General features: G+C 38.2%; 20 protein-coding genes. 15 read left to right on the top strand and 5 right to left on the bottom strand.

Features of this window, described 5'->3' with window-relative positions; genetic code table 11:
- Window positions 1–92: 92 nt before the first annotated feature.
- Genes glnA through AB1444_07875 form a run of 3 tightly spaced genes read right to left on the bottom strand, consistent with a single transcriptional unit; the run spans window position 93 to window position 3,215 of the window.
- Complete coding sequence (gene glnA, locus AB1444_07885; GenBank protein MEW6526569.1) at window positions 93–1,556, bottom strand: type I glutamate--ammonia ligase; 1,464 nt, start codon at window positions 1,554–1,556, stop codon at window positions 93–95.
- An 11-nt stretch (window positions 1,557–1,567) separates the two neighbouring features.
- Complete coding sequence (locus tag AB1444_07880; GenBank protein ID MEW6526568.1) at window positions 1,568–2,851, bottom strand: SPFH domain-containing protein; 1,284 nt, start codon at window positions 2,849–2,851, stop codon at window positions 1,568–1,570.
- Window positions 2,852–2,873: 22 nt separating this feature from the next.
- Window positions 2,874–3,215, bottom strand: a complete 342-nt coding sequence (locus tag AB1444_07875) for a P-II family nitrogen regulator (GenBank protein ID MEW6526567.1) — start codon at window positions 3,213–3,215, stop codon at window positions 2,874–2,876.
- A 316-nt stretch (window positions 3,216–3,531) separates the two neighbouring features.
- On the opposite strand from AB1444_07875, the gene mraZ reads away from it, so the two are divergent.
- The 13 genes from mraZ to ftsZ all read left to right on the top strand — a co-directional run bounded on the left by mraZ (window position 3,532) and on the right by ftsZ (window position 17,518).
- Window positions 3,532–3,969: a division/cell wall cluster transcriptional repressor MraZ gene (gene mraZ / locus AB1444_07870; GenBank protein ID MEW6526566.1), complete on the top strand. Its 438-nt coding sequence runs from the start codon at window positions 3,532–3,534 to the stop codon at window positions 3,967–3,969.
- A gap of 29 nt (window positions 3,970–3,998) precedes the next feature.
- Window positions 3,999–4,949 carry a 16S rRNA (cytosine(1402)-N(4))-methyltransferase RsmH gene (rsmH, locus tag AB1444_07865; protein MEW6526565.1) on the top strand — a complete coding sequence of 317 codons (951 nt, stop codon included), beginning with the start codon at window positions 3,999–4,001 and terminating at the stop codon, window positions 4,947–4,949.
- Between the two features lie 5 nt (window positions 4,950–4,954).
- Complete coding sequence (locus AB1444_07860) at window positions 4,955–5,248, top strand: hypothetical protein (GenBank protein MEW6526564.1); 294 nt, start codon at window positions 4,955–4,957, stop codon at window positions 5,246–5,248.
- Window positions 5,248–6,774 carry a UDP-N-acetylmuramoyl-L-alanyl-D-glutamate--2,6-diaminopimelate ligase gene (locus AB1444_07855; GenBank protein MEW6526563.1) on the top strand — a complete coding sequence of 509 codons (1,527 nt, stop codon included), beginning with the start codon at window positions 5,248–5,250 and terminating at the stop codon, window positions 6,772–6,774. Before AB1444_07860 ends, AB1444_07855 begins: the two co-directional genes overlap by 1 nt.
- A complete protein-coding gene (gene murF / locus AB1444_07850; GenBank protein MEW6526562.1) occupies window positions 6,771–8,147 on the top strand; it encodes a UDP-N-acetylmuramoyl-tripeptide--D-alanyl-D-alanine ligase in 1,377 nt (458 codons plus the stop codon). The genes AB1444_07855 and murF overlap by 4 nt, the downstream gene beginning before the upstream one ends.
- 7 nt (window positions 8,148–8,154) lie before the next feature.
- The gene (gene mraY, locus AB1444_07845) at window positions 8,155–9,240 is read left to right on the top strand and encodes a phospho-N-acetylmuramoyl-pentapeptide-transferase (protein MEW6526561.1); all 1,086 of its coding nucleotides are present in this window, start codon (window positions 8,155–8,157) and stop codon (window positions 9,238–9,240) included.
- Window positions 9,241–9,313: 73 nt separating this feature from the next.
- Window positions 9,314–10,693 (top strand): UDP-N-acetylmuramoyl-L-alanine--D-glutamate ligase, encoded by a 1,380-nt coding sequence (gene murD / locus AB1444_07840; GenBank protein ID MEW6526560.1) that lies wholly within the window; start codon window positions 9,314–9,316, stop codon window positions 10,691–10,693.
- Window positions 10,684–11,841: a putative lipid II flippase FtsW gene (ftsW, locus tag AB1444_07835; GenBank protein ID MEW6526559.1), complete on the top strand. Its 1,158-nt coding sequence runs from the start codon at window positions 10,684–10,686 to the stop codon at window positions 11,839–11,841. Before murD ends, ftsW begins: the two co-directional genes overlap by 10 nt.
- A complete protein-coding gene (gene murG, locus AB1444_07830; GenBank protein MEW6526558.1) occupies window positions 11,838–12,950 on the top strand; it encodes an undecaprenyldiphospho-muramoylpentapeptide beta-N-acetylglucosaminyltransferase in 1,113 nt (370 codons plus the stop codon). The genes ftsW and murG overlap by 4 nt, the downstream gene beginning before the upstream one ends.
- Window positions 12,951–12,961: 11 nt before the next feature.
- Window positions 12,962–14,341, top strand: a complete 1,380-nt coding sequence (gene murC, locus AB1444_07825; GenBank protein MEW6526557.1) for a UDP-N-acetylmuramate--L-alanine ligase — start codon at window positions 12,962–12,964, stop codon at window positions 14,339–14,341.
- 86 nt (window positions 14,342–14,427) lie between these two features.
- Complete coding sequence (locus tag AB1444_07820; GenBank protein ID MEW6526556.1) at window positions 14,428–15,024, top strand: hypothetical protein; 597 nt, start codon at window positions 14,428–14,430, stop codon at window positions 15,022–15,024.
- A 5-nt stretch (window positions 15,025–15,029) separates the two neighbouring features.
- The gene (ftsA, locus tag AB1444_07815) at window positions 15,030–16,271 is read left to right on the top strand and encodes a cell division protein FtsA (GenBank protein MEW6526555.1); all 1,242 of its coding nucleotides are present in this window, start codon (window positions 15,030–15,032) and stop codon (window positions 16,269–16,271) included.
- Between the two features lie 74 nt (window positions 16,272–16,345).
- The gene (gene ftsZ, locus AB1444_07810; GenBank protein ID MEW6526554.1) at window positions 16,346–17,518 is read left to right on the top strand and encodes a cell division protein FtsZ; all 1,173 of its coding nucleotides are present in this window, start codon (window positions 16,346–16,348) and stop codon (window positions 17,516–17,518) included.
- Here ftsZ and AB1444_07805 read toward each other — a convergent pair whose 3' ends face one another.
- On the bottom strand, window positions 17,519–18,454 hold the full coding sequence (locus AB1444_07805; GenBank protein MEW6526553.1) for a response regulator: 936 nt from the start codon (window positions 18,452–18,454) through the stop codon (window positions 17,519–17,521).
- Between the two features lie 171 nt (window positions 18,455–18,625).
- Between AB1444_07805 and AB1444_07800 the strand changes: the two genes are divergently transcribed.
- Together AB1444_07800 and AB1444_07795 are read left to right on the top strand one after the other, a co-directional pair.
- Window positions 18,626–19,096: a HEAT repeat domain-containing protein gene (locus AB1444_07800; GenBank protein MEW6526552.1), complete on the top strand. Its 471-nt coding sequence runs from the start codon at window positions 18,626–18,628 to the stop codon at window positions 19,094–19,096.
- Window positions 19,097–19,503: 407 nt separating this feature from the next.
- Entirely contained in the window at window positions 19,504–20,289 is a 786-nt protein-coding gene (locus AB1444_07795) for a ribonuclease H-like domain-containing protein (GenBank protein MEW6526551.1), read from the top strand.
- 3 nt (window positions 20,290–20,292) lie between these two features.
- Here the strand turns inward: AB1444_07795 and AB1444_07790 are convergent.
- A partial coding sequence (locus tag AB1444_07790) for a SpoIIE family protein phosphatase (GenBank protein MEW6526550.1) occupies window positions 20,293–22,375 on the bottom strand: 2,083 nt, incomplete at its 5' end.

Genomic DNA, 22,375 nt, shown 5'->3' with positions numbered 1-22,375 from the left:
GTAATGTTGGTTTCCTGTGCAAATAGCAAGCTTGCACATAACAACACTACGCCAATTATTCCTGATATTTTTAGTAACCTCATAGATTCCTCCTAAATTTCATAGTAAAGTGCATATTCCCATGGATGGGGTCTTAAAGCTATCTGATCTATCTCATGCAATCGCTTGTGGGCAATATAGCTTTCAATAAGATCAACCGTGAATACATCGCCTTTCAAAAGGAAGGAACAATCACGCTCAAGGCCATCTATAACTTCTTTCAAAGTTCCAGGCGTATTTCGTATGTTCCTTTTTTCATGGGGCGATAGTTCATAGATATCCTCATCAATGGGGTCAGGTGGCTCTAATCTGTTTTCAATGCCATCCATTCCAGCCATGATAATGGCCGCAAATGCTAAATATGGGTTGGCTGATGGATCAGGGCACCTGAACTCAATGCGTTTTGCTTTTTCGCTGGTGCTGTACATTGGTATTCGCACTGCAGCTGAACGGTTACGTGCCGAGTAAACCAGATTGATAGGTGCCTCATAACCGGGAACAAGCCGCCTGTATGAATTGGTTGTAGGGGCTGCAAATGCCAGCACTGCCTCAATGTGAGCAAAAATTCCACCAATGAAATACCGTGCATAGTCACTTAAATCTGCATACTTGCCAAAGTCATAGAAGATATTCCTGTTTTCCTTCCATAAGCTGACATGGACGTGCATACCTGAACCATTATCCATAAAAATAGGCTTTGGCATGAATGTAACGGTTTTGTTATATCGGTGTGCTACGTTTTTGATAATATACTTATACATTACCAGCGCATCGGCCTGTCGTACAAGTTCATCAACCACAAGACCAATCTCAGTTTGGCCTGCTGTTGCAACTTCATGGTGATGAAGATTGACCTTAATACCGCATGAACGCAGTACCTCCACCATTTTTGAACGTAGATTATGAAGTTGATCATGTGGTGAAGTAGGGAAGTATCCCTGCTTATAAGGTATCTTATATCCTAAGTTTTGTTCACCTTTTGCAGAGTTCCAGCTGGCTTCAGATGAGTCAACCTCATAGAATGCTTTGTTCTGTGTTTGTTCGTACTGTACTTTGTCAAAGATGAAAAATTCAGGTTCGGGGCCAAAGTACGCCATATCGGCTATACCAGTAGAGCGAATATATTCAATTGCTTTTTCACCTATATACCGCGAGTCTTTGGTATACCGCCTTCTAGCTACCGGATCAATGATATCACAAAGGAATGAAATTGTCCTGTGGTCAAAGAATGGGTCAATAAACGCAGTATTAGGGTCAGGGCGCATGAGCATGTCACTTTCATGAATAGACTGAAATCCTCGTATTGAGGAACCATCAAAACCTGTTCCCACTGCAAACAGCTCTTCATCTGCTCTGTCAGCAGTTAATGTATAATGGTGAAGCCTGCCAAACAGGTCAGTAAACTTAAGATCCAGAAATTCTATGTTACGTTCTTTTATTATCTTAAGTATATCTGAAATGGAGGTATGCTCCTTATGACCATTAACCAGATAGATAGGGTCAAAAATAGCTTCCATAAAATACCTCCTTATTCAAGCTCCTTTTTTACCGGCAGAGACTTCTTTTCATCTAAAATCTTGGTTAAATCCATCCCTGTTGCAGTTTTGATTTGCTCTATGAATGACACTACTGTAGAAGTAACATCTCCCACATGCCTGGGTATGCCACCATCACCCATAACAACAAGCTTTTCTACTTTCAAGTTGTCCTTGAGCACTGTAGACACACTATCCACAATGTTAGGCAAAAGGTGCAGCATAAACAGTTCCTTGGTGTTACCATTTTGCCATTCAGCACGCATCTTGCTTACTGCTTCAGCCATGGCAATACCCTGTTCTTTAAGATATGATGATTGTCCCATGGCTTTTAATTCCTGTGCTTTCTTTTCAGCTTCAGCAGGGATTATTACTTCAGCAGTGTATTTTTTTGCATTGACATCCTTCTTTAATTCTTCCAGTTCATTAAGATGCTTCAGCTCGGCCAGTTTCTTTGCGTATTCTGCCCGTACTTCTTTCTGAAAGGTTGATTCGTTTAGCAATGCCTTGCGTTCCCTGAAATTGTTTTCATATTCTTCGATAGCAATTCTAGACTGAAATTCAACATCACTTGCTTTTTTTCTGGCATTGTACTCAACGATTTTTGCTTCTGCTTCGGCTTCAGCTTCTTTAATGCGGGCATCACGCTTAACAATAGCATTGCGCTGACGCCCAACAGCATCAAGATATCCCTGAGAATCCTTGATTTCCTCAATCTTTACCGAATCCAGGGTAAATCCTAATTTCATTAGCTCATCTTTGGCTAAATCGTATACTTTCTTTTCAAGTTCTATCCTCTGGTAGTTAGCCTCCTCTGGGGTGAATGTTGCAATAACACCACGCAGAACACCTTCGATGGTATTCTTAGCAATAGTTTCAACTTCGGATGAAGGTTTGCCAAGGAGCCGTTCAACAGCATTTTCCAGTCCACCACCTTCTTTTGAAGCAATCTTAACATGAGCTATCGCCACAATACTTAATGGTATCATACCATTGGAAAGCGCCCCTTCTATCTCCAGCGTGATGGGGATAATTGAAAGTGACAGCCGTGAAACGCGCTCTAAAAGAGGAACACGCAGACCATAACCCCCACGTATTACACGATATCCCACAACTTCTCCACTGGGGAGTTTGCGCTTACGCCCCGAGAAGATCAAAATCTCGTTTGGCTCGCAAATTTTAAGATTGACTTTGATAAAAATAAGAATTGCTGCAATTGCAATGATAGCTATTGAAATAACCAGTGCCCAATCAATATTTGCTATGTAGTTTTCCATTGTTTGCCTCCTTTAGTATTATTTAACCTATTGCTCGTGAGCCGCGTTCACCAGTGCGGATACGAACACATTCTTCAATAGGTATGACAAAAATTTTCCCATCACCAATATTGCCAGTCTTTGCCCCGCGGGTTATTGCTTTTATGGTGGGTTCAACGTAATCGTCATTGACAGCAATCTGAAGCTCTATTTTTTTCAAAAGGCGTATTTCATGTTTTACGCCACGGTAGGTTTCCGGGTAGCCCTTCTGCCTGCCTGAGCCAATTGAGTTGATTACTGTCATTAAATTAATACTGGCTTCATTTAACTCCTTTTTAACATCCGCTAATTTTTCAGGACGGATGATTGCGATAATTAATTTCATAAAACCTCCTTACCATTTGATTAAATTGTGCAGTTGTGGATTTTGTTATCATGCTCACACATTCTGCATTCCAGTACTGGTTCTATGTATAGAGTAGCAGGTAGGTGCTCAAGTGGTCAATGTTTGGTTAAAATCAGGCGATTATTAACCTTTTATTTAACATATGTTTAATCACATTGTAACATAATTGAAACAATTAGTGGATATATAAATTTTCATTTTTTTCTTGACAATTATGTCACATTGTGTCTATAAGTGGTAAAAAGTGGGGATTAGTGTAGAATAATAGAAAGGTAAGGGGAAAGTATAGTATACTATGTTTATGGGTGAATACCGCCCTACGCTTGACGAAAAATGCCGCGTTGCAATACCCATAAAGCTGCGTAAAGCGTTTGGCGAAGACAACATAATACACAAATTAATCATAACGCATGGTTTTGATAAATGTGTTATGGCTTTCAGGGAAGTTGACTGGAAGGAATTTGTGGAAACTAAGCTTATCCCCCTTTCGCAAGCTGACCCCATGAATAGAATGCGTATCAGGTTCTTACTGGGTGGTGCAACGGAATGTGAACTGGACAAACAGGGAAGAATCTTAATCCCTGATTATTTACTTGAGTATGCACAGATCAAGAAAGATGTTGTCATGTTAGGTTTGTATAACCGTATTGAAATTTGGAGCGCTGAAATTTATCAGCAATACAAACCTGATGGGGAAGCATTAAATCAGTTTGCTCATGATCTGGGATTTTAAGAATGAACTATAATGTAATGTGACATAATATGGAAGAAGGTACACAATACTATCACACCCCGGTTATGCCTCAGGAAGTGCTGACGTTTCTTTCTGGCATTGAGGGGATAGAAACATCTGTTGTGGTAGATTGCACAGTTGGTGAGGGTGGGCATTCGGAATTAATCCTTAAAACATGGGATAGGCTGAAGCTGTATGGCTTTGAACGGGACAGAGAAATATTAGCAATAGCTCATAAAAGGCTTTCACCGTATGGGAATAGAGTAGTGTTAATAAATGATAATTTTAAAAATCTCTGGCTTCATTGCAAAGGGATGGAAAATTCAATAGCTGCGTTTTTATATGACTTTGGGATTTCTTCGTTCCATTTTGATGGCAGCAATAGGGGTTTTGCATTTAAAACGAAGGAAAAGCTGGATATGCGCCTTGATAATTCGGTAACGCTTACTGCATATGATGTGGTGAATAATTTTAGTGAAAATGAATTAACGCAAATTTTTAGCACCTATGGGCAGGAACGCTGGTCGCGCCGTATTGCCCGCAAGATTGTAAAGATGCGAACTGAAGAAGCTATTGAAACAACAGAGCAACTGGCAAACATCGTGGTGCAGGCAATCCCAAAACAGTACAGGGTTAAATATATTCATCCTGCTACAAGGGTTTTTCAAGCATTACGAATTTTTATTAATGATGAGCTGTCGGCTATTAATGAATCGCTAAAATGTGCACTGGGGTATGTTAAACCTGGTGGGAGAATTATTGCCATATCATTTCATTCACTGGAAGACCGTATTGTGAAGGACAGATTCAGGCGATGGGCCAAAGGGTGTAGCTGTGATAATGACGGATTGTTATGCAGGTGCCCTGCCAATCCTCTTGTTACTGTGTTGACAAAAAAACCGCTACAGCCTAAAGAGTCCGAAACCAGGCAAAACCCACGTTCGCGCAGTGCAAAATTACGGGTATGTCAAAAGATATGATAAATATGAATACATCAGAACAAAAAAGTATAGTGCAGTATACTACCATTGTGATCATTTTTATATGTTTCATCATTGCATTTATTTATCAGAATATTGAATATATGCAGCTTAAGATGCAGTATAATGCTATGATAAAAGGATATCAAACAATACTTGAAGAATATGAACGTGAAAAGTATCAACTAAATAAAGCGCTATCTATGGAGCAGATAGAAATATTTGCAAAAAATAATGGTCTGGTGCCCATGACCAAAGAAAGCCTGATAATACTGAAAGGCAAAAAAGGTGCACATTAATGGATATACGAACATACAACTCTTTTGATCTATATACATTACTTAATGATACTGAGGTCACAATTATAAAGGGTGATGAGGATATCCGTATCAGCGCTATTGAATATGACTCACGGAAGGTTGAAAAAGAGGGGCTGTTTGTTGCTATTGAGGGAATAGAAACTGATGGACATAAATTTATAAAAGATGCTGTTGAAAATAAAGCATCGTGCATAGTCTTGCAGGAAAATCGCCTTGATGAATTTAGCTCTTTGCTTGAGCAATATGATATTGCGGTAGCAACAGCAAAAGACACACGAAGAGCGTTGTCACAAATTTCAGCCAGGTTTTATGGTGAACCTTCGTTGCAGGCTGTTGTCATTGGTGTTACCGGTACCAATGGCAAAACTACCACTACGTATATGCTTGAATCAATATTGTCAAGAGCGGGCTTTACCTGCGGGGTTTTGGGTACCATTAACTATCGCTGGAAAGATAAGGTAATCAATGCTTCACATACAACACCCGAGTCCAGGGACCTTCAAGAGATTATGTCAACAATGGTTCTGGATGGTGTTGATTGCATCATAATGGAAGTTTCTTCCCATGCACTATCGCTTTTACGGGTTGATGATATACATTTTGATTGTGCCATATTCACCAACCTCACACGCGACCATTTGGATTATCATATTACATTCAATGACTATTTTATGGCAAAAGTGCGTTTGTTTGAAATTTTGAATAAAAGCCTAAAGCAGAAAAAAGCAGCATTCATTAATGCTGATGATAATTATGGCAGACAGATATTACAATGGCGCCAGCGCTATGGTTATCCGCTTTTCTCGTTTGGCATTAATAATACTGCTGATTATCATTGCATTGAATCATCAATTCAGATTTCAATTAAAGGCACGCAATTTGCCACAGATTTACCATTTGCCAAACAATTCACCATGAAATTGGCAGGCCGATTTAATGTGTATAATGCATTGGGTGCAATTGGTGTTGCTGATTTTTTAAATGTGCCTATTGGCAGAATAGTAACAGGAATTTCAGTGCTATCCAGTGTCCCCGGCAGATTTGATACAATTCTATCACCTGAAGGTTTTGCCGTAGTTGTAGATTATGCACATACCAATGATGCACTGGAAAAATTATTGCTTTCAGTACGTTCATTAAAACCTGAGCGCATTATAACGGTGTTTGGCTGCGGTGGTAACAGGGATAAAACAAAGCGGCCATTGATGGGAAAAGTCAGTGAGGAATATTCTGACCTGGTTATTGTAACCAGTGATAATCCCAGAAAAGAAAATCCTGAAGCTATAATACGGGATATTACAGCAGGAATGAAAACAAACCGTTATCAGGTCATTATCAATCGTGAAGAAGCAATCAAACACGCAATATATATGGCACAAAAGGATGATGTTATTGTCATAGCGGGCAAAGGCCATGAGGATTATCAGATTATTGGTACAAAGAAATATCACTTTGATGACAGGGAAGTTGCCCGTAAATATATAAACGAGAGGCTTGCGAAGTGATAGTTCGGTTTGAAACAACTTCACAAACTATTGCTGATGCCATTAATGCAGTTCATCATGGTGATGGACAGCCAGTGCAGTATATTACTACTGATTCACGTCTTGTAGAAGATAAAAGCCTCTTTGTGCCAATAGCTGGCAACACATTTGATGGGCATGATTTTATAGAAGCTGTGTGTAAAACCGGGAAGTGCACTTCATTTTTGACACACAAACCGGATAAAGTAAATATAGCTCATCAATATAATGCAAGCGCTATTTATTGTAATGACACATTACAGGCGTATGCAGCAATAGCACGCTGGCACAGGAAAAAATTTGACATACCTGTTATTGGTGTAACTGGTACCAATGGCAAGACAACCACAAAAGAAATGATTGCACAGGTTCTTTCATCTGAAGGCCAGTGCCTTAAAACCCAGAAAAATTATAATAATGAAATTGGTGTACCATATACCATACTGCATATGAAGACTGCTCACAGCTTTGCTGTTATTGAGATGGGGATGAACCATCCCGGAGAGATATCGCGCCTTTCGCAGATTGCCATTCCCACAGTAGCTGTTATTACCAACATAGGTGAGGGGCATCTGGAATTTTTGGGATCAACTGAAAATGTTGCGCATGCAAAAGCTGAGATACTGGATGGGATGGCTGCAGGAAGCATATGCTTACTGAATAATGATACAAGACACACTGAAGTTGTAAAGAAGAAAGCACGTGAAAAAAATATAAAAGTTATAACCTTTGGACTTACCGGTGATATAGCACCAGCGTCATATAGATTGTTTCAGGATAAAACAGTAGTGGAATATGATGGTGTTGAAATTACTGTGCCTGCATATGGCTTTCATAATGTATATGCGGCGATAGCTACCATTGCTGTTGCCGGGATTATGGGGAAATCAGTTGTAAAAGTAAAAGAAGCTTTACATAATTTCAGGTCTGTAGCAATGCGCAGTGATATTAAAAAAGAGCGCTGCACCATCATTGATGATTGTTATAATGCAAACCCATTATCGATGGAGTATGCATTTAAAAGCGCTTCAATGGTATTTCCAGATAAACGAAAGATTGCTGTATTATCAGATATGAAAGAGTTAGGAACATTTTCTAGGGATTTGCATTTTACAGTTGGAACCAAATTAAAGGCATCAGGGTTTTCATATGTTTTCGTATGGGGTAATGATGCACGGTATATTGCCGAAGGTGCTATTGCTGGTGGATTAGACAGTACGCAGGTAAAATCTTTTGATTCCAAAGAGGAGCTTATTGCATTCTTGCTGCAATTTGTAAAGCACGATGATGTGGTGCTTGTGAAAGGTTCTCGTTCAATGAAGATGGAAGACGTAGTAAACGCATTGGAACAGTGAGGTAACTATGTTTTATCACTTTATATTGCCTTTACAGGAATATCTCTCGTTTTTGCGATTGTTTCAATATATCACGTTTCGCTCGGCGTATGCTGCATTGACATCGCTTTTAATAGTATTAATATTTGGCGGGATGGTTATACGCTGGCTGACGCATCTTCGGTTTAAAGAAGAAATTCGTACATTAGGGCCACAATCACATCAAAAAAAAGCAGGAACACCCACAATGGGTGGTGTACTTATATTGGGTGCAGTGCTTATCTCAGTTATTTTATGGGGGAACTTTAAAAATCTGTATTTTATTTTACTCATTGTCATTACTGTTCTTTTAGGTGCAATAGGGTTTATTGATGATTATATAAAATCAATACTAAAGAAAAAAGATGGCATTCCTGCGCGACTTAAGTTTTTGTTGCAGTGTTTGTCCGGGCTTTTGATTGTACTATGTATTTATTTTTTCCCATCAAATGCTAAAGAAACAACAACCCTGTATGTGCCTTTTGTCAATAGAGCAATACTTGATTTGTCCTGGATATGGATACTGTTTGCCATGCTTGTTATTGTTGGTAGTTCCAATGCTGTTAACCTTACTGATGGCCTTGATGGCCTTGCCATTGGTACAGTCACGATAGTTGTTGGTGTGTTAGCGGTCATGGCATATCTTACCGGACATCAGCCTATTGCACAGTATTTGCGTATTCCGTATATTCCACAGGCTGCAGAGCTTACAGTATTTTTAGCAGCATTGGGTGGTGCAGGTTTAGGTTTTTTGTGGTTTAATTCAAATCCTGCATCGGTGTTTATGGGCGATACGGGGTCATTAGCATTGGGGGGGATTATTGGGACTGTTGCCATAATGATTAAAAAGGAATTTTTTCTTGTCATAGTTGGCGGCATATTTGTTATTGAGGCACTATCGGTTATGATTCAGGTTACTTCATATAAATTGTGGAAAAAGCGTGTATTTAAAATGGCGCCCATCCATCACCACTTTGAGCTATCAGGTTGGCCGGAACAGAAGGTGGTGGTGCGTATGTGGATTATTGGCATTATACTGGCAATATTGGGATTAAGCTCTCTTAAGATTTTATAATGCATATGCGATAGTTCCCATAAACTATCGCACAGGTATAATGAGTATTTTATTTATTTAAAGGATAGTTACTGTGGAGCAGAAAAAACACATACTTGTAGTTGGATTGGGTTACCGGACAGGATTAGCCTCTGCCAACTTTCTTGTTGGCAAAGGTTTTGCAGTGACTGTATGTGATATTAAATCACGCGATGAACTGCTGCCCATCATTAATAAACTTGACGGAAGTGTGCATGTGATTGCTGGTAATCAGGATCCTTCAATTTTAGAATCCGGCTTTGATGAAATTGTGTTAAGTCCTGGAGTTCCCCAGAGTATACCATTAATACATGAAGCAAAGAATAAAGGAATACCGGTAATATCTGAAATTGAGCTAGCTTACCGGTATTGCAGTTCGCGTATAGTTGGTATTACCGGAACCGATGGCAAGTCAACTACAACCATGCTGACCGCACACTGCCTGAAGGCATTGGGCTTTGACGCGCATCCCTGTGGCAATATTGGCATTCCCTATGTTTCGATAGTTGATACATTACAAAAAGATTCGGTTGCGGTGATTGAACTTTCCTCTTTTCAACTGGAAACCATTGATACATTTAAACCGGATGTTGCAATCCTTACCAATCTTACTCCTGACCATTTGGACCGGTATAGTTCTCTTGAAGAATATTTCAATGCAAAGATGAATATTGCAAAAAATCAGGATAGTAGTGATTATTTTATTGTAAATAGTGATGATGAATTTATAGCAGCACATCTGCCATCATTAAAAGCAACTCAGTATTCATTTTCATTACATAAAGAGACTGACTGCTATTTTAAAGAAGGTGGGCTGTATTGCACACTGAAAGGCGGGCAGAAGCTGATTGCACAAGCTAGCAAACTTAAAATACTGGGGCTACACAATGTGCAGAATGCAATGGCGGCAATTCTTGCAACTCTGTCGCTTGCAAAAAAGCTTGGCCGTGACATTAACCTTAGCACACTTGAAGATGCACTGTATAGTTTTGAAGGTTTGCCACACCGGGTGCAGATGGTAGGCCACATTGAGGGAAGAGCGTTTATAAATGATTCAAAGGCAACGACGGTTGGTGCGGTAATCATGGCATTGAAAAGTATTTCAGGGAATGTGATACTTATTATAGGTGGTCGGGCAAAAGGTGATGATTATTCACGACTAAAAAATTATTTAAAAGGCAAAGTTAAAGCACTTGTTCTTATTGGTGAAACCAAGGATGAATTTTCTACACTTTTTAGCGATATGCCTCATATAAAAGCACATACTATGGAAGATGCAGTTATGAAAGCAATGAAGGTAAGTGCAGAAGGCGATACTATACTTCTGTCACCAGCTTGTGCTTCATTTGATATGTATAAAAATTATGAAGAACGTGGGAATGATTTTATTGAGATTGTTAAAAGACTTAAACAGGGGCAATTGCGGTGGATGTAAAGGCAGTCATTGATACACGCAGAAAAGGCGAACCTGAGATGGGGCTGTTTATAGTGGCTTTCATACTCATTGGTATTGGTATTGCCATGACCTACAGCGCAAGTGCACTTTTTGCAGAAAGAACATTTGGTGATTCTTTATATTTTTTAAAACGGCAGTTGGTATGGAGCTGTGCAGGTTTTATAATAATGATGTTTGTCCAACAGATTGATTACAGGTACTATCAGCAATACACAAAAATAATGCTTATCTTTACTCTTTTAACGCTGGTGCTGGTTCTAATACCTGGATTGGGTATTTCAGTTAAAGGGTCTTCTCGATGGTTAGGGTTTGGATTATTACGGTTCCAACCTTCTGAACTGGTCAAATTATTTATAGTTATATATTTTGCAAAAGTTTTTTCCTATGAGCATCAGCGGGATATAAATGTATTGCAACTGCTGTTGCCTCTTCTCATAGTTGGCGTATTCTTTTTGCTGATTATGCTGCAGCCGGATTTTGGCACAGCAATAGATGTTGCAATCATTTCGGTGGTGTTACTCTTTGTTTCAGGTTTTCCGTTAGTGTATATGCTTGGGCTGGCTGTGTTGAGTGTACCAATGTTTTATCTTTTGATTTATCAGGTAGAATATAGGCGTGAGCGAATACTTGCATTTTTGGATCCATGGTCAGACCGTTTTGGGAAAGGATATCATATTATACAATCCTTTATTGCATTTAAGTTAGGCGGGCTTTTGGGTGCAGGTCTGGGTTCAGGTACTCAGAAGATAAAGCGCCTTCCTGAACCACATACAGATTTTATATTTGCTGTCATTGCTGAGGAAACAGGGCTGGTGGGGACTTTCAGCGTGGTAATTCTCTATTTGTTGTTTTTCTACTTTGGGGTGAAAATTGCTCTGCGTGCACCTGATGAATATGGTAGATTACTTGCTATGGGATTAACGTTACTTGTTACAGTGCAGGCGTTTTTAAATATTAGTGTTGTTATTGGTGTGTTGCCAACAACAGGGATACCATTGCCATTTATAAGTTATGGTGGGTCATCGCTGATGGTAACCATGATTGGAACGGGTATTCTGTTGAATATTTCAAAATATCGTGAAGTAGTTGCCCAGGAGCTTAAATACAGCGGCGAGGTGTGGGTATGAAAGGGACAGTGTTGATCAGTGGTGGAGGTACAGGCGGGCATATTATGCCAGGAATAGCATTATATGAGGAATTCAAATCACAGGGATATAATCCCCTATTATTGGTGGGATCTAACGATGTAAAATTTTCTTCATTAAATACCATTGAGAATTTGTACACATATAATGCTCCAACGATGTGGAAGAATATTTTTAATCTTCCAACTTTTATAGTACGGTTTATTTCAGCATTAGTATGGACAATGAGGTTTATAACAAAAAATAATGTAGCTGCAGTCATTGGCATGGGTGGATATGTTTCAGCCCCTTCTCTTGTTGGAGCACTATTAAAAAAGATTCCTGTATATCTATGTGAGCAGAATGTTGTTCCTGGAATGGTAACCAATGTTTTTGCAAAACGGGCAAAAGCACTATTCACAACATTTGAAGCCACTGCTGATTATCTTGATATTGGACTTGCCCATTCTATTATTCATACTGGCAATCCTATCCGCAAGCAGGTAGTAAAACAGGTGGATAAGAATGCTGCATTAAAACGATTTAATATGATGCATTGCAAAAAAGTTATACTGGTGATAGGTGGAAGCCAGGGAGCTTTAAAACTCAATGAACTCATGTATGATATGCTGACGCACTATCCTGAAAATTTTGCAGATACCGGCATAATCTGGAGTACCGGTACATATTCGTATGAACAATTTAAGGAAAAACTGCAGAATGTTACCCATAGGGCTTCAATATTTCTTGCCCCATATATACTTGATGTAGAAAATTCTTATGCAGCATGTGATATTGCAATAAGTAGGGCTGGTGCCGGTGTATTAATGGAACTTGCAGCATGGGGTATTCCTTCAATATTAATTCCTTATCCGTATGCTGCAAAAGATCATCAGAAAAAAAATGCCATGGAGTTTGTAAAAGCCGGAGCAGCCGAAATGATTGAAAATAGTGAAGCGACAGCTCAAAAAGTGGCACCAATGATTTTTGATTTGCTTGATAATGAAACATTGCTGGCCAGGATGTCTGTAAAGGCAAAGTCACTGGCAAAAATTACTGCTGCACAGGATATTGTAAATTTCATTGTGAAAGATTGTGATTTAAAAAAATAGGAGTACAGGACGTGTTCAGAAAGTCAAAGAAGATGCATTTTATTGGGATTGGCGGTATCGGGATGTCCGGTATTGCTGAGATCCTTATTAATTTAGGATATGAGGTTTCAGGGTCAGATCTGCGTGAATCAGAACAAACTAAACGATTGCAAAAAATGGGTGCAACCATATTTATTGGGCATTATCCTTCTAATATAAAGGATTATCATGTTGTTGTGACGTCCAGTGCAATAAATAAAAACAATCCTGAACTCATTGAAGCAAAAAAGCGCAAGATACCGGTAATACACCGTTCCGAAATGCTTGCTGAACTGGTGCGGTTAAAGCACGGCATTGGTGTTGCTGGTACTCACGGCAAAACTACAACATCATCCATGCTTTCATATGTGCTGTATCATGGCGGGCTCAATCCAACAGCCGTTGTGGGTGGAAAAGTACTCAACTTTGAAAGCAATGCACGGGTGGGTGAAGGTGAGTATATAGTATTTGAAGCAGATGAATCGGATGGTTCATTTCTTAAACTATTGCCAACTATTGGAGTTGTTACCAATATTGATGCTGATCATCTGGATCATTATAAATATTTTGAAGGGATTAAAGAAGCCTTTGTCACCTATATGAATAATATACCGTTTTATGGCTATTCAGTGGTATGCATAGATGATCCTGTTGTTCTTGAACTTTTACCCCGAATAGAGCGCCCCTTTGTAACCTATGGATTTAATGCAAAGGCTGATTTCAGAGCAGGTGATGTTAAATTACTTAACGGTTCAACCCGGTATAGTTGTTATTATAAAGAAGAAAAGTTAGGGGAGATAGTTCTGACTTTACTTGGCAAACATAATATTATTAATTCACTGGCTGTTGTTGCTGTTGCATTAGAATTAGGTTTATCATTTGAAAAGATTGCTGATGCTGTCGCCGCATTTAAAGGTGTTGGAAGGCGCCTGGAAAAAATTGGAGAAGCTCAGGGTATTATGGTAGTAGATGATTATGGTCACCACCCAACTGAAATATGGGCAACATTAGAGGCTGTAAAACAGCTGGGAAGGCGTGTTGTAGTTATTTTTCAGCCACACCGTTATTCGCGGACACAGTATTTGTATGATGAATTTGGGCAGGCATTTGCAATGGCTGATGAGTTGTTGTTAACCGAAATTTATCCAGCGGGAGAGGAACCAATAGAAGGTGTCAGCAGCCAGCTGATACAGCAGGCAGTAAAAAAACATGAAGGAAGAGATGTAGAAATTATTCAGCACCTGGATGAAGTTCCAGAATATGTTTGCAGAATAGCCAGAAAAGGTGATGTAATACTGACACTGGGTGCTGGTGATATTTATAAAGTTGGGCCAAAGATTCTTTCAGTGATTGATGGTAAAGGGGTAAAGTGAAAGTTATATTTTACACTTGTATATTGTTAATGCTATGTGGAGTTGTATCCTCCGCAACTTACGCAGATGTGGTACAGGTAACTCATGTGAGGTTACAGGGATTGAAATATGTTGACCAGCATGAAATATTGCAACATGGCGTTTTTATGAAAGATGGAAAAATTTTTGTGGATGTGAAAGCATTATATGCGGGTTTGAGTAAAAATGTCATGATTGAATCATATAATGTCAATATTGAAAAGAATATATGTACCATACAGGTGGTTGAAAAAGACATACTGGCTGTGATTCTTTTTGATAGAGGAGATTCGCTTGTTTCAGTTGCAGTGGATTCAAATCTGAGTATTGTCCCAACCAGTAGAGTTTACGCCTATGACCGACCGATAATTAAAATAAGCCAGGCTGAAGTTATTAATAATAAACTTTCGCCAAGAATAATACATATTCTTATTATTTTGAAAAACATGATACAAAACAATGCCATTGTAAGCAGGATTTCGATAATTAATTGCACAGATCCCGAAGTATCATATGTGCAATTTCATGGCTTTTCATCACAGTGTATCTGGGATGAAACATACAATGGCCTTTCATTACTTGATGCTGTTGTAGGAGTATATGATAGTAAAAAAGCCTATCCTGGTAATGCCATGGTGACACAAAAACGAATGGTGGTATGGTGATAGATATGAAAGAAGATACCATATTAGATAACATTCTTGTGGGACTGGATATCGGTACAACAAAAACCTGTGCAGTCATTGGATTTTTGAATGAAAATAAACAGGTTGAGGTTGTGGGTGTTGGAGTTGCACCTTCACGAGGTTTGAAAAATGGCGTTATAGTAAATATTGATAATACTGTTTCCTCAATTGTTAAAGCCATAGAAGATGCAGAGTTAATGGCTGGTTGCGAAGTAAGTTCGGTATTTGTTGGTGTTACCGGGCAGCATATAAAAGGCGAAAACTCAAGAGGTGTGGTTGCTGTTGCAAACCGAAGCCGTACAATAACGCCACTTGAAATGAAACGGGTTATTGAAGCTGCACAGGCTATCGTTATCCCCATGGATAGAGAGATAATTCATGTTCTGTCTAAAGAATTTGCTGTTGATGACCAGACCGGGATTAAGGACCCCATAGGGATGACTGGTGTAAGGCTTGAAGCTGAAGTGCATATTATTACCGGCTCTACAACAAGCATTCAGAATCTGGTGAAATCAATTAATAAAGCTGGATTTACCTGCAATGACATAGTATTTTCACCTTTAGCTTCTGCTGAGGCAACATTGAGCCGCGACGAAAAAGATTTAGGTGTGGCGCTTGTTGATATTGGTGGTGGCACTACGGATATCATTATTTTTATTGAAGGTGGTGTGGCATATTCAGCAGTGTTAGGAATTGGCGGCATACATGTTACCAATGATATCTCCATAGGATTAAGGACACCAATTGATTCAGCAGAGGTTATAAAGAAGAAATATGGATGTGCAGTGGTTGACCTGGTTGATGCTTCGGAGACGATTGAGGTGCCATCGGTTGGTGGAAGGGCGCCGCGAAGGCTGTTCAGGCATGAGCTGGCACAGATTATTGAACCGCGGATGGTTGAGATAATGGAAATGATTGATAACGAACTGGTAAAAAGTGGTAAAAAGGAAATATTGGCAGCAGGTGTGGTATTGACGGGTGGAGGCAGTATGGTAGAAGGTACAGTAGAGGCAGCCGAAAGAGTATTTGGTATGCCGGTACGGGTTGGGGTCCCAGAGAATATTGCCGGATTGAAGGATGTTGTTTCAACTCCTGTGTATGCCAATGGTGTTGGATTATTGAAATATGGTGCCAAAATGAGCCAGGTAAGACAAACACGCAAAACTAAAAGCGCTTTTACCAGTTTTAAAGATAAACTCAAGCATATTTTTAATGATTATTTATAATACAGGCATAGGAGTTTAATTTTTTATTAATTTTTTTTAAAAAATAATGCGACATAATTAAAAAGGAGGAAATAATGTTTAGATTTGAAGAAGAACCACAAATGAATACTGTTATCAAGGTTGTTGGTGTTGGAGGTGCAGGCAATAATGCAGTGAACAGGATGATTGCAACGGGCCTTGAAGGAGTGGATTATATTGTTGTGAACACTGATGCACAGCAATTGAAAGCATCGCTAGCTCAGAACAGGATTCAGATTGGAGGTAAGCTGACCAGAGGGTTGGGAGCAGGTGCTGATCCATCAATTGGCCGGGAAGCTGCTCTTGAAGACAGGGATAAACTGGAAAAAGCCTTAAAAGGGGCAGATATGGTATTCATCACTGCTGGCATGGGTGGAGGTACCGGGACAGGTGCTGCGCCAATCGTTGCAGAAGTGGCAAAAGAATGTGGTGCGCTGGTTGTAGGGGTTGTAACAAAGCCATTCCGTGTTGAAGGCCGAAGAAGGATGCAGCATGCAGAGGAAGGGATCAAAAATCTTAAAGAAAAAGTTGATACAATAATTGTTATCCCCAATGACCTTTTGTTAAAGATTATTGACCGCAATACACCTATAGATCAGGCATTTAAACTGGCTGATGATATTTTGAGGCAGGGTGTACAGGGCATTGCTGATATCATTATGGTTACGGGCCTTGTTAATGTTGATTTTGCTGATGTCAGAACTGTGATGAAAGAAACTGGTGATGCGATTATGGGAGTTGGTATTGGTGTTGGTGAAAATAGGGCAATAGAAGCAACACAGATGGCTATAAACAGCCCACTGCTTGAAGAGTCTGGAATTGACGGGGCAAAGGCAGTGCTGCTTAACATTGCGGGAGGCAATGATCTATCATTACATGAAGTTAATGAAGTAACAGAAATTATTAATAAGCAGGTTGACCCGGATGCAAATATCATTTTTGGGGCAACTATCGACCCGGCACTTGATGACAAGATTAGAGTAACGGTGATAGCAACCGGGTTTGACCGCAAGCTAAATATGTTGAACCGTCCCAATGATCTGGATAGAGCAACAGGCACTCCATTAACGGTTATTGAAGGCAGAAATAATAAGGAAAGAGTTGAGAAAAAAGTTCCTGTTCAGATGAAGTCTTTTTCATTGGATTATGAAAAACGGCGTGTTAAAGATTATTCACATGAGGATCTGGATATTCCAGCTTTTTTGCGTCGAAGTGCTGAATCTCAGTAATCAGTGGAAATCTTCAATAATTTTTAGTGAGCTTGATTTCTTTTCATTAGAGTCTGATTTAAAAAGCAGGATGATTTCTGTTCGTTTATTTTGTTGAATAATAAAATAAAATTCAGAAGCTAATTTGCGCATAAGGTCAATCCCGCGTCCAGTTTCTGAAATTTTATCACTGATATCTTCACCGGTTTGGGCTGCTTTAAGAATCAGTTGCTCCTGTTCAATGGCTTTATGAATACTCTGTAATATTTTTTCTTTGGTAAGAGTTCCCTGATAATCAGTTATTGCTATAGCATAGGTGGTGGTATTATGACACAAGGTTATATCAACAAACTGGCCATCTTTAAGCTGGATGGGTATTCGCATTTCCTTTTCACGGGTATATCCATGGGAATGATACACAGCATTAATAATCATTTCATTGAGGATTAAATATACAATACTTTTATTTTTAATAATAAATCCCCACGATTCAATGGTATCCAGGATTTTTTCAACCGCAGGCGGGATTTGAATGGAAGCATTAATGCGTATGGCATTTGTATTAATTATATTGGTTATATAATTTTCCAGTCCAAAAATATTTTTTCTGGTGATTAGTTTAGTAACAAGATTGTTAAATTCATTTTGATTAACGGGTATCTTCAATACATTGCCAATACCCTGTATAAAGATTTTATCAAAAAAGGTGTCCATATCTTTTTCAGTAATCATAATTGCCGGTATATAGGTATAGTGCTTTTGTAAATAATTATAGAGGTCAAAAGCATTATCGCCAGGCAACTCAACCTGTGAAATTATAAGATCAACATCCTGCATGTTTAATGTTGTAATGGCATCATATGCTGAGTCTGCCATCAAAACGGTATAATTTTGAGCAAGATATTTTTGTAATTCGTATTTATAGTCTGTATGGTCAACTAATAGTATAGTATTCATAAAAGCTTATTCTTTTAAAAAATTTAGCTGGCGATAGTTCCTGTTAATAGTAACTATCGCAAAAATTATATATTTATATAAGAAAATCATTGACATTCTTTATAAAAAAAGGATACTATACATCAAAATATACTATCGTTAATTATATCGTCAAAAAATGAGAGGTGCACAATGAAAAAAATAATGTTACTAACATTATGTATTATCTTTTCGTTTGTTATAATTTCTGATGGAGGAATGGCCCAGGATAATGCAAAGAAGAGTGCTAAGGAATATATAGCTGATCTTTCAAGCAGTGATGAAGTGACTGTTGTTGCTGCAGAAGAGTGGATTGCAGATAATAAGGAAAAGTCAGCGCTTCCAAAATTACATGAACTTCTCCGCAGTGACAACAGAGTGAAAGTGCGTTTATATGCAGCAATAGCATTGGGCGAGATTGCAAATGAAGAAAGTGCAGAAAGCCTCAATAATGCATTACTGAATGACCCAAGTGCTGATGTTCGTTATTCAGCATTATTGGGAATAGCACGTATAGGTTCAAAAAGTTCATATGATGCTATTCAGAAAGCACGTGAAAGTGAGCAGGATCCATTCATTAAAGACCTGATAAAAAAAATGGAAGATAAGTTTAAAGGAAAATAAATTATTTATACCAGGTTTTCATTAAAAAGCATGTGGGGTAACCTCCACATGCATTTTTATTTTAATATTATTGTTTTAGAGCTTCATGAATTTACATATCGATTACTTATTGGTAATGGTATTCCTGGTTTAATGGAAATCTATTTATGCACCGTCATTCCGGGCTTGATCTGGAATCGCCATTTTCGTTATAAAAGATCCTGAATCAAGTTCAGGATGACTGTGCTGAATCAATCCTGAAATAAATTCAGGACATGGTTCAGGATGACGGTTAATTGGTAAATTCAGGATGACTATGAACCAAGTTCAGGATGATGATTGTCGGGTACGTTTAGTAAAAGGTTGTATGGTGCAATCCAGGAATTTAATAACTTTGATACGTTCATTTTATTTATAGGGTTGAAAGCGTGGAATCTAAAGTTAAATATGTTGTTTTTGATATTGAGTCAGTGCCGGATGCAAACTTAATAAAACAGGTAAAATATCCTCATCTATCGATCAGCGAACATGATGCTGTTATTAAATTTCAGGAGGAAATATTAACAGTGTCGGATGGATCTACGTGGTTCATTCCCGTTACATTCCAATTACCTGTAATAGTTTCCATGCTTGAAGTTGATGAAAAGTTTTTTCCAATCAAAATGCGTACATTGGATGAGCCACATTTCAGGACCCAACAGATTGTACGGCAGTTCTGGGATGTTATAGAAGGTGAATATAACGATGCTTCATTTGTTACATTCAACGGCAGGGGTTTTGATTTTCCTTTAATGGAACTGATGGCTTTCAGGTTTGGTGTAACTGCAAAACGGCATTTTAAAGATAAATTTGCATCCCGTTTCAGATTTGGCACCAAGCATATTGACCTGCATGATTGGTTATCCAACTACAGTGCAATAAAGATGCAGGGTGGGTTAAACTTGCTTGCAAAGGTCATAGGTAAACCCGGCAAGGTTGAAATGAGCGGCGATGATGTGTATGATCTTTACAAAGCAGGGAAGATTGAAGAAATTCATGAATACTGTATCTCTGATGTTCTTGACACCTACTTTGTGTTTTTACGAACCAGGGTAATGGTGGGTGAACTAAGTTCTGAAAGAGAAAATACAATTGTGCAGCAAACCAGAATTTTTCTGGAACAAAATAAATCAAATTCTAAAGGATTTGAGCAGTATTTAAAAAACTGGAAATAGATTTTAGCCTACATCTATTGTAATTACAGTTATATCGTCGGTAATGTTTTCCTTGCTGCCAGCCCATTGTAATACTTCATTAACAAGTGTGTTGGTAAATTCACTGCCTTTTAGATGTTTATTATTGATGATTGATTTTTTAAGGTTATCTAAATTGTACAGATGGTTTTGTTTATTTCGTATTTCTATTAATCCATCAGTATAAAGAATTATTTTGTCGCCATTATGTATAGTAAGTTGGGTACTGGCAAAATTAGCTGATGGCCATATACCCATGACGTTTCCCTGGGTTTTAATTTCTTCAACAGTACCTATGGTAGAATTAAAATATAATGGATATGGATGTCCTGCCCGTGATAAATGTACTATCATATTGTCCATGTCAAGATAACAGTATAATGCAGTAATAGGCTGATTACCAGTTTTACCAATCAAAAGATCATTAATATTACGTAATACAGTATCAGGATTTGCAGCATGATCATATTGTAGCTTGAACGCGATATTAACAGTTGATGCTATCATGGATGCTGGTATTCCATGTCCGGTAACATCTGCAATAAATATTCCTGCGTGTTTGTTGTCGATATCAAAAAAATGATAAAAGTCACCGCTTATGGTAGAAACCGGTAAATATAAAATGTCAACTGAGCAGCCCCAAAGATGAGGTGGTTCAGATGGCAAAATGTTTCTTTGTATTTTTTTAGCAATATTCATCTCATGTGACAATGCAACAAGCCTTTGTTGTTGAATAATATATTCTTCAAAAGCTATCATTGATTGAGTTACAACAAATATAAGCATGCCAAAATGGCTTGAATTTATCGTTTTTATAATTTGATGTGAATACAAAATGTCATTTATCAAACAGGCAAAACCTACAATTATACCACCATAAAAAATTCGTTTTGTTTTTAAATTCTTACTGGTTTCTTTAATAAGAACAATGAGAAGACAGATGGAAATATATACCAGTGCCAGTTGTATAAATATCAGCATAGAAGACATAACATGAAGAGGAGCAATACATACAAATAAAGTGAAAAATCCAAAGTAAATGTCTGTTATACGTATTGTAAGCTTTTTAATTTTATCAGGATAGATGCTATTTACAAAATGGCAAAATAGTATTGGTGTTATGGTTATGGTCAGGTATGATAGCCTGAAATTGATGCTCCATGGTGGGCTGAAAAGGCTTATTAAAAGCATTTCGTTGATAACAAGAATACGTAACGCCACAACCAGGGAAAAAAGTCCCATGAAAATATTTTGCTTTGACCTGTTAATAAAGTATAACCCTAAATGATATATGCCTATTACGAACAATGAAGCAAATACAAAAAGCTGAAGATATATAGAACTATTATGAAAGTTTTCAATAATTTTTGGTGTCCCATAATAAACAGGATGTATGATGCCTCCATTGCGTTGCTGAAAATTTGCAACCTGTATGAATAGTTCTGTAGTTTGAGCTGTTACTAAAAATTGTATTATTGAAGGTAACTGGTTGGGTGTCATGGTTTTCTTATTGCTGGCAACAACTCCACTTCGTGCTACTGGAATCCCATTGATAAATATTGCATGAGAGGTGTATGTAAATGGCATTTTGATAGCCATAATAGAGCCTATGGTATTTTTTGCATGCAATAGCGTAATATGATATGTTCCATATCCATGAGCAGGGTAGGATTTGAAATTCTTTTGCTTATTCCATGGTGCGGGTACTATAATATATTCTATAGGTGGGTTTTGTAGTTTTAACTGTTCTGTGCTTTCTATAAGATAGTTCCAGTAAAACTTCCAGGCTCCATCAAGTCTTATAGGGTTTGCAATAGTATCTTCACTATTTCTGAGGTCGATAATTCCGTGATTTACCCCGGGGTTTAAAGAAACATTGGTATTGCAAGAAAGCAAAGCAATACAGAATAAAATCATAACAGAAAAATGAAGAAAATCTTTCCAGCCTGTCATTTTACAATAGATTGTTTTAAAGTGATAGATATAAATCAGTGATAATTCCTTAAAAAATTTCATACTGAAAATAGTGTAACCCCCGCCGCTTTCGGCGGCGGGGGTTACACTATTT

It is taken from the genome of Spirochaetota bacterium, assembly GCA_040756435.1.
In the GTDB taxonomy this organism is placed as follows: Bacteria; Spirochaetota; UBA4802; order UBA4802; family UB4802; genus UBA4802.
This window is presented reverse-complemented; position numbering and strand designations above follow the sequence as displayed.

Bases quoted from the DNA above. Each gene is read 5' to 3' on its own strand.
- AB1444_07800 (MEW6526552.1), top strand. From the start codon at position 18,626: ATGAAAAAAATAATGTTACTAACATTATGTATTATCTTTTCGTTTGTT.
- murG (MEW6526558.1), top strand. From the start codon at position 11,838: ATGAAAGGGACAGTGTTGATCAGTGGTGGAGGTACAGGCGGGCATATT.
- AB1444_07860 (MEW6526564.1), top strand. From the start codon at position 4,955: ATGAATACATCAGAACAAAAAAGTATAGTGCAGTATACTACCATTGTG.
- AB1444_07805 (MEW6526553.1), bottom strand. From the start codon at position 18,454: ATGAATACTATACTATTAGTTGACCATACAGACTATAAATACGAATTA.
- mraZ (MEW6526566.1), top strand. From the start codon at position 3,532: ATGTTTATGGGTGAATACCGCCCTACGCTTGACGAAAAATGCCGCGTT.
- mraY (MEW6526561.1), top strand. From the start codon at position 8,155: ATGTTTTATCACTTTATATTGCCTTTACAGGAATATCTCTCGTTTTTG.
- ftsA (MEW6526555.1), top strand. From the start codon at position 15,030: ATGAAAGAAGATACCATATTAGATAACATTCTTGTGGGACTGGATATC.
- AB1444_07875 (MEW6526567.1), bottom strand. From the start codon at position 3,215: ATGAAATTAATTATCGCAATCATCCGTCCTGAAAAATTAGCGGATGTT.
- ftsZ (MEW6526554.1), top strand. From the start codon at position 16,346: ATGTTTAGATTTGAAGAAGAACCACAAATGAATACTGTTATCAAGGTT.
- AB1444_07880 (MEW6526568.1), bottom strand. From the start codon at position 2,851: ATGGAAAACTACATAGCAAATATTGATTGGGCACTGGTTATTTCAATA.
- glnA (MEW6526569.1), bottom strand. From the start codon at position 1,556: ATGGAAGCTATTTTTGACCCTATCTATCTGGTTAATGGTCATAAGGAG.
- AB1444_07855 (MEW6526563.1), top strand. From the start codon at position 5,248: ATGGATATACGAACATACAACTCTTTTGATCTATATACATTACTTAAT.
- rsmH (MEW6526565.1), top strand. From the start codon at position 3,999: ATGGAAGAAGGTACACAATACTATCACACCCCGGTTATGCCTCAGGAA.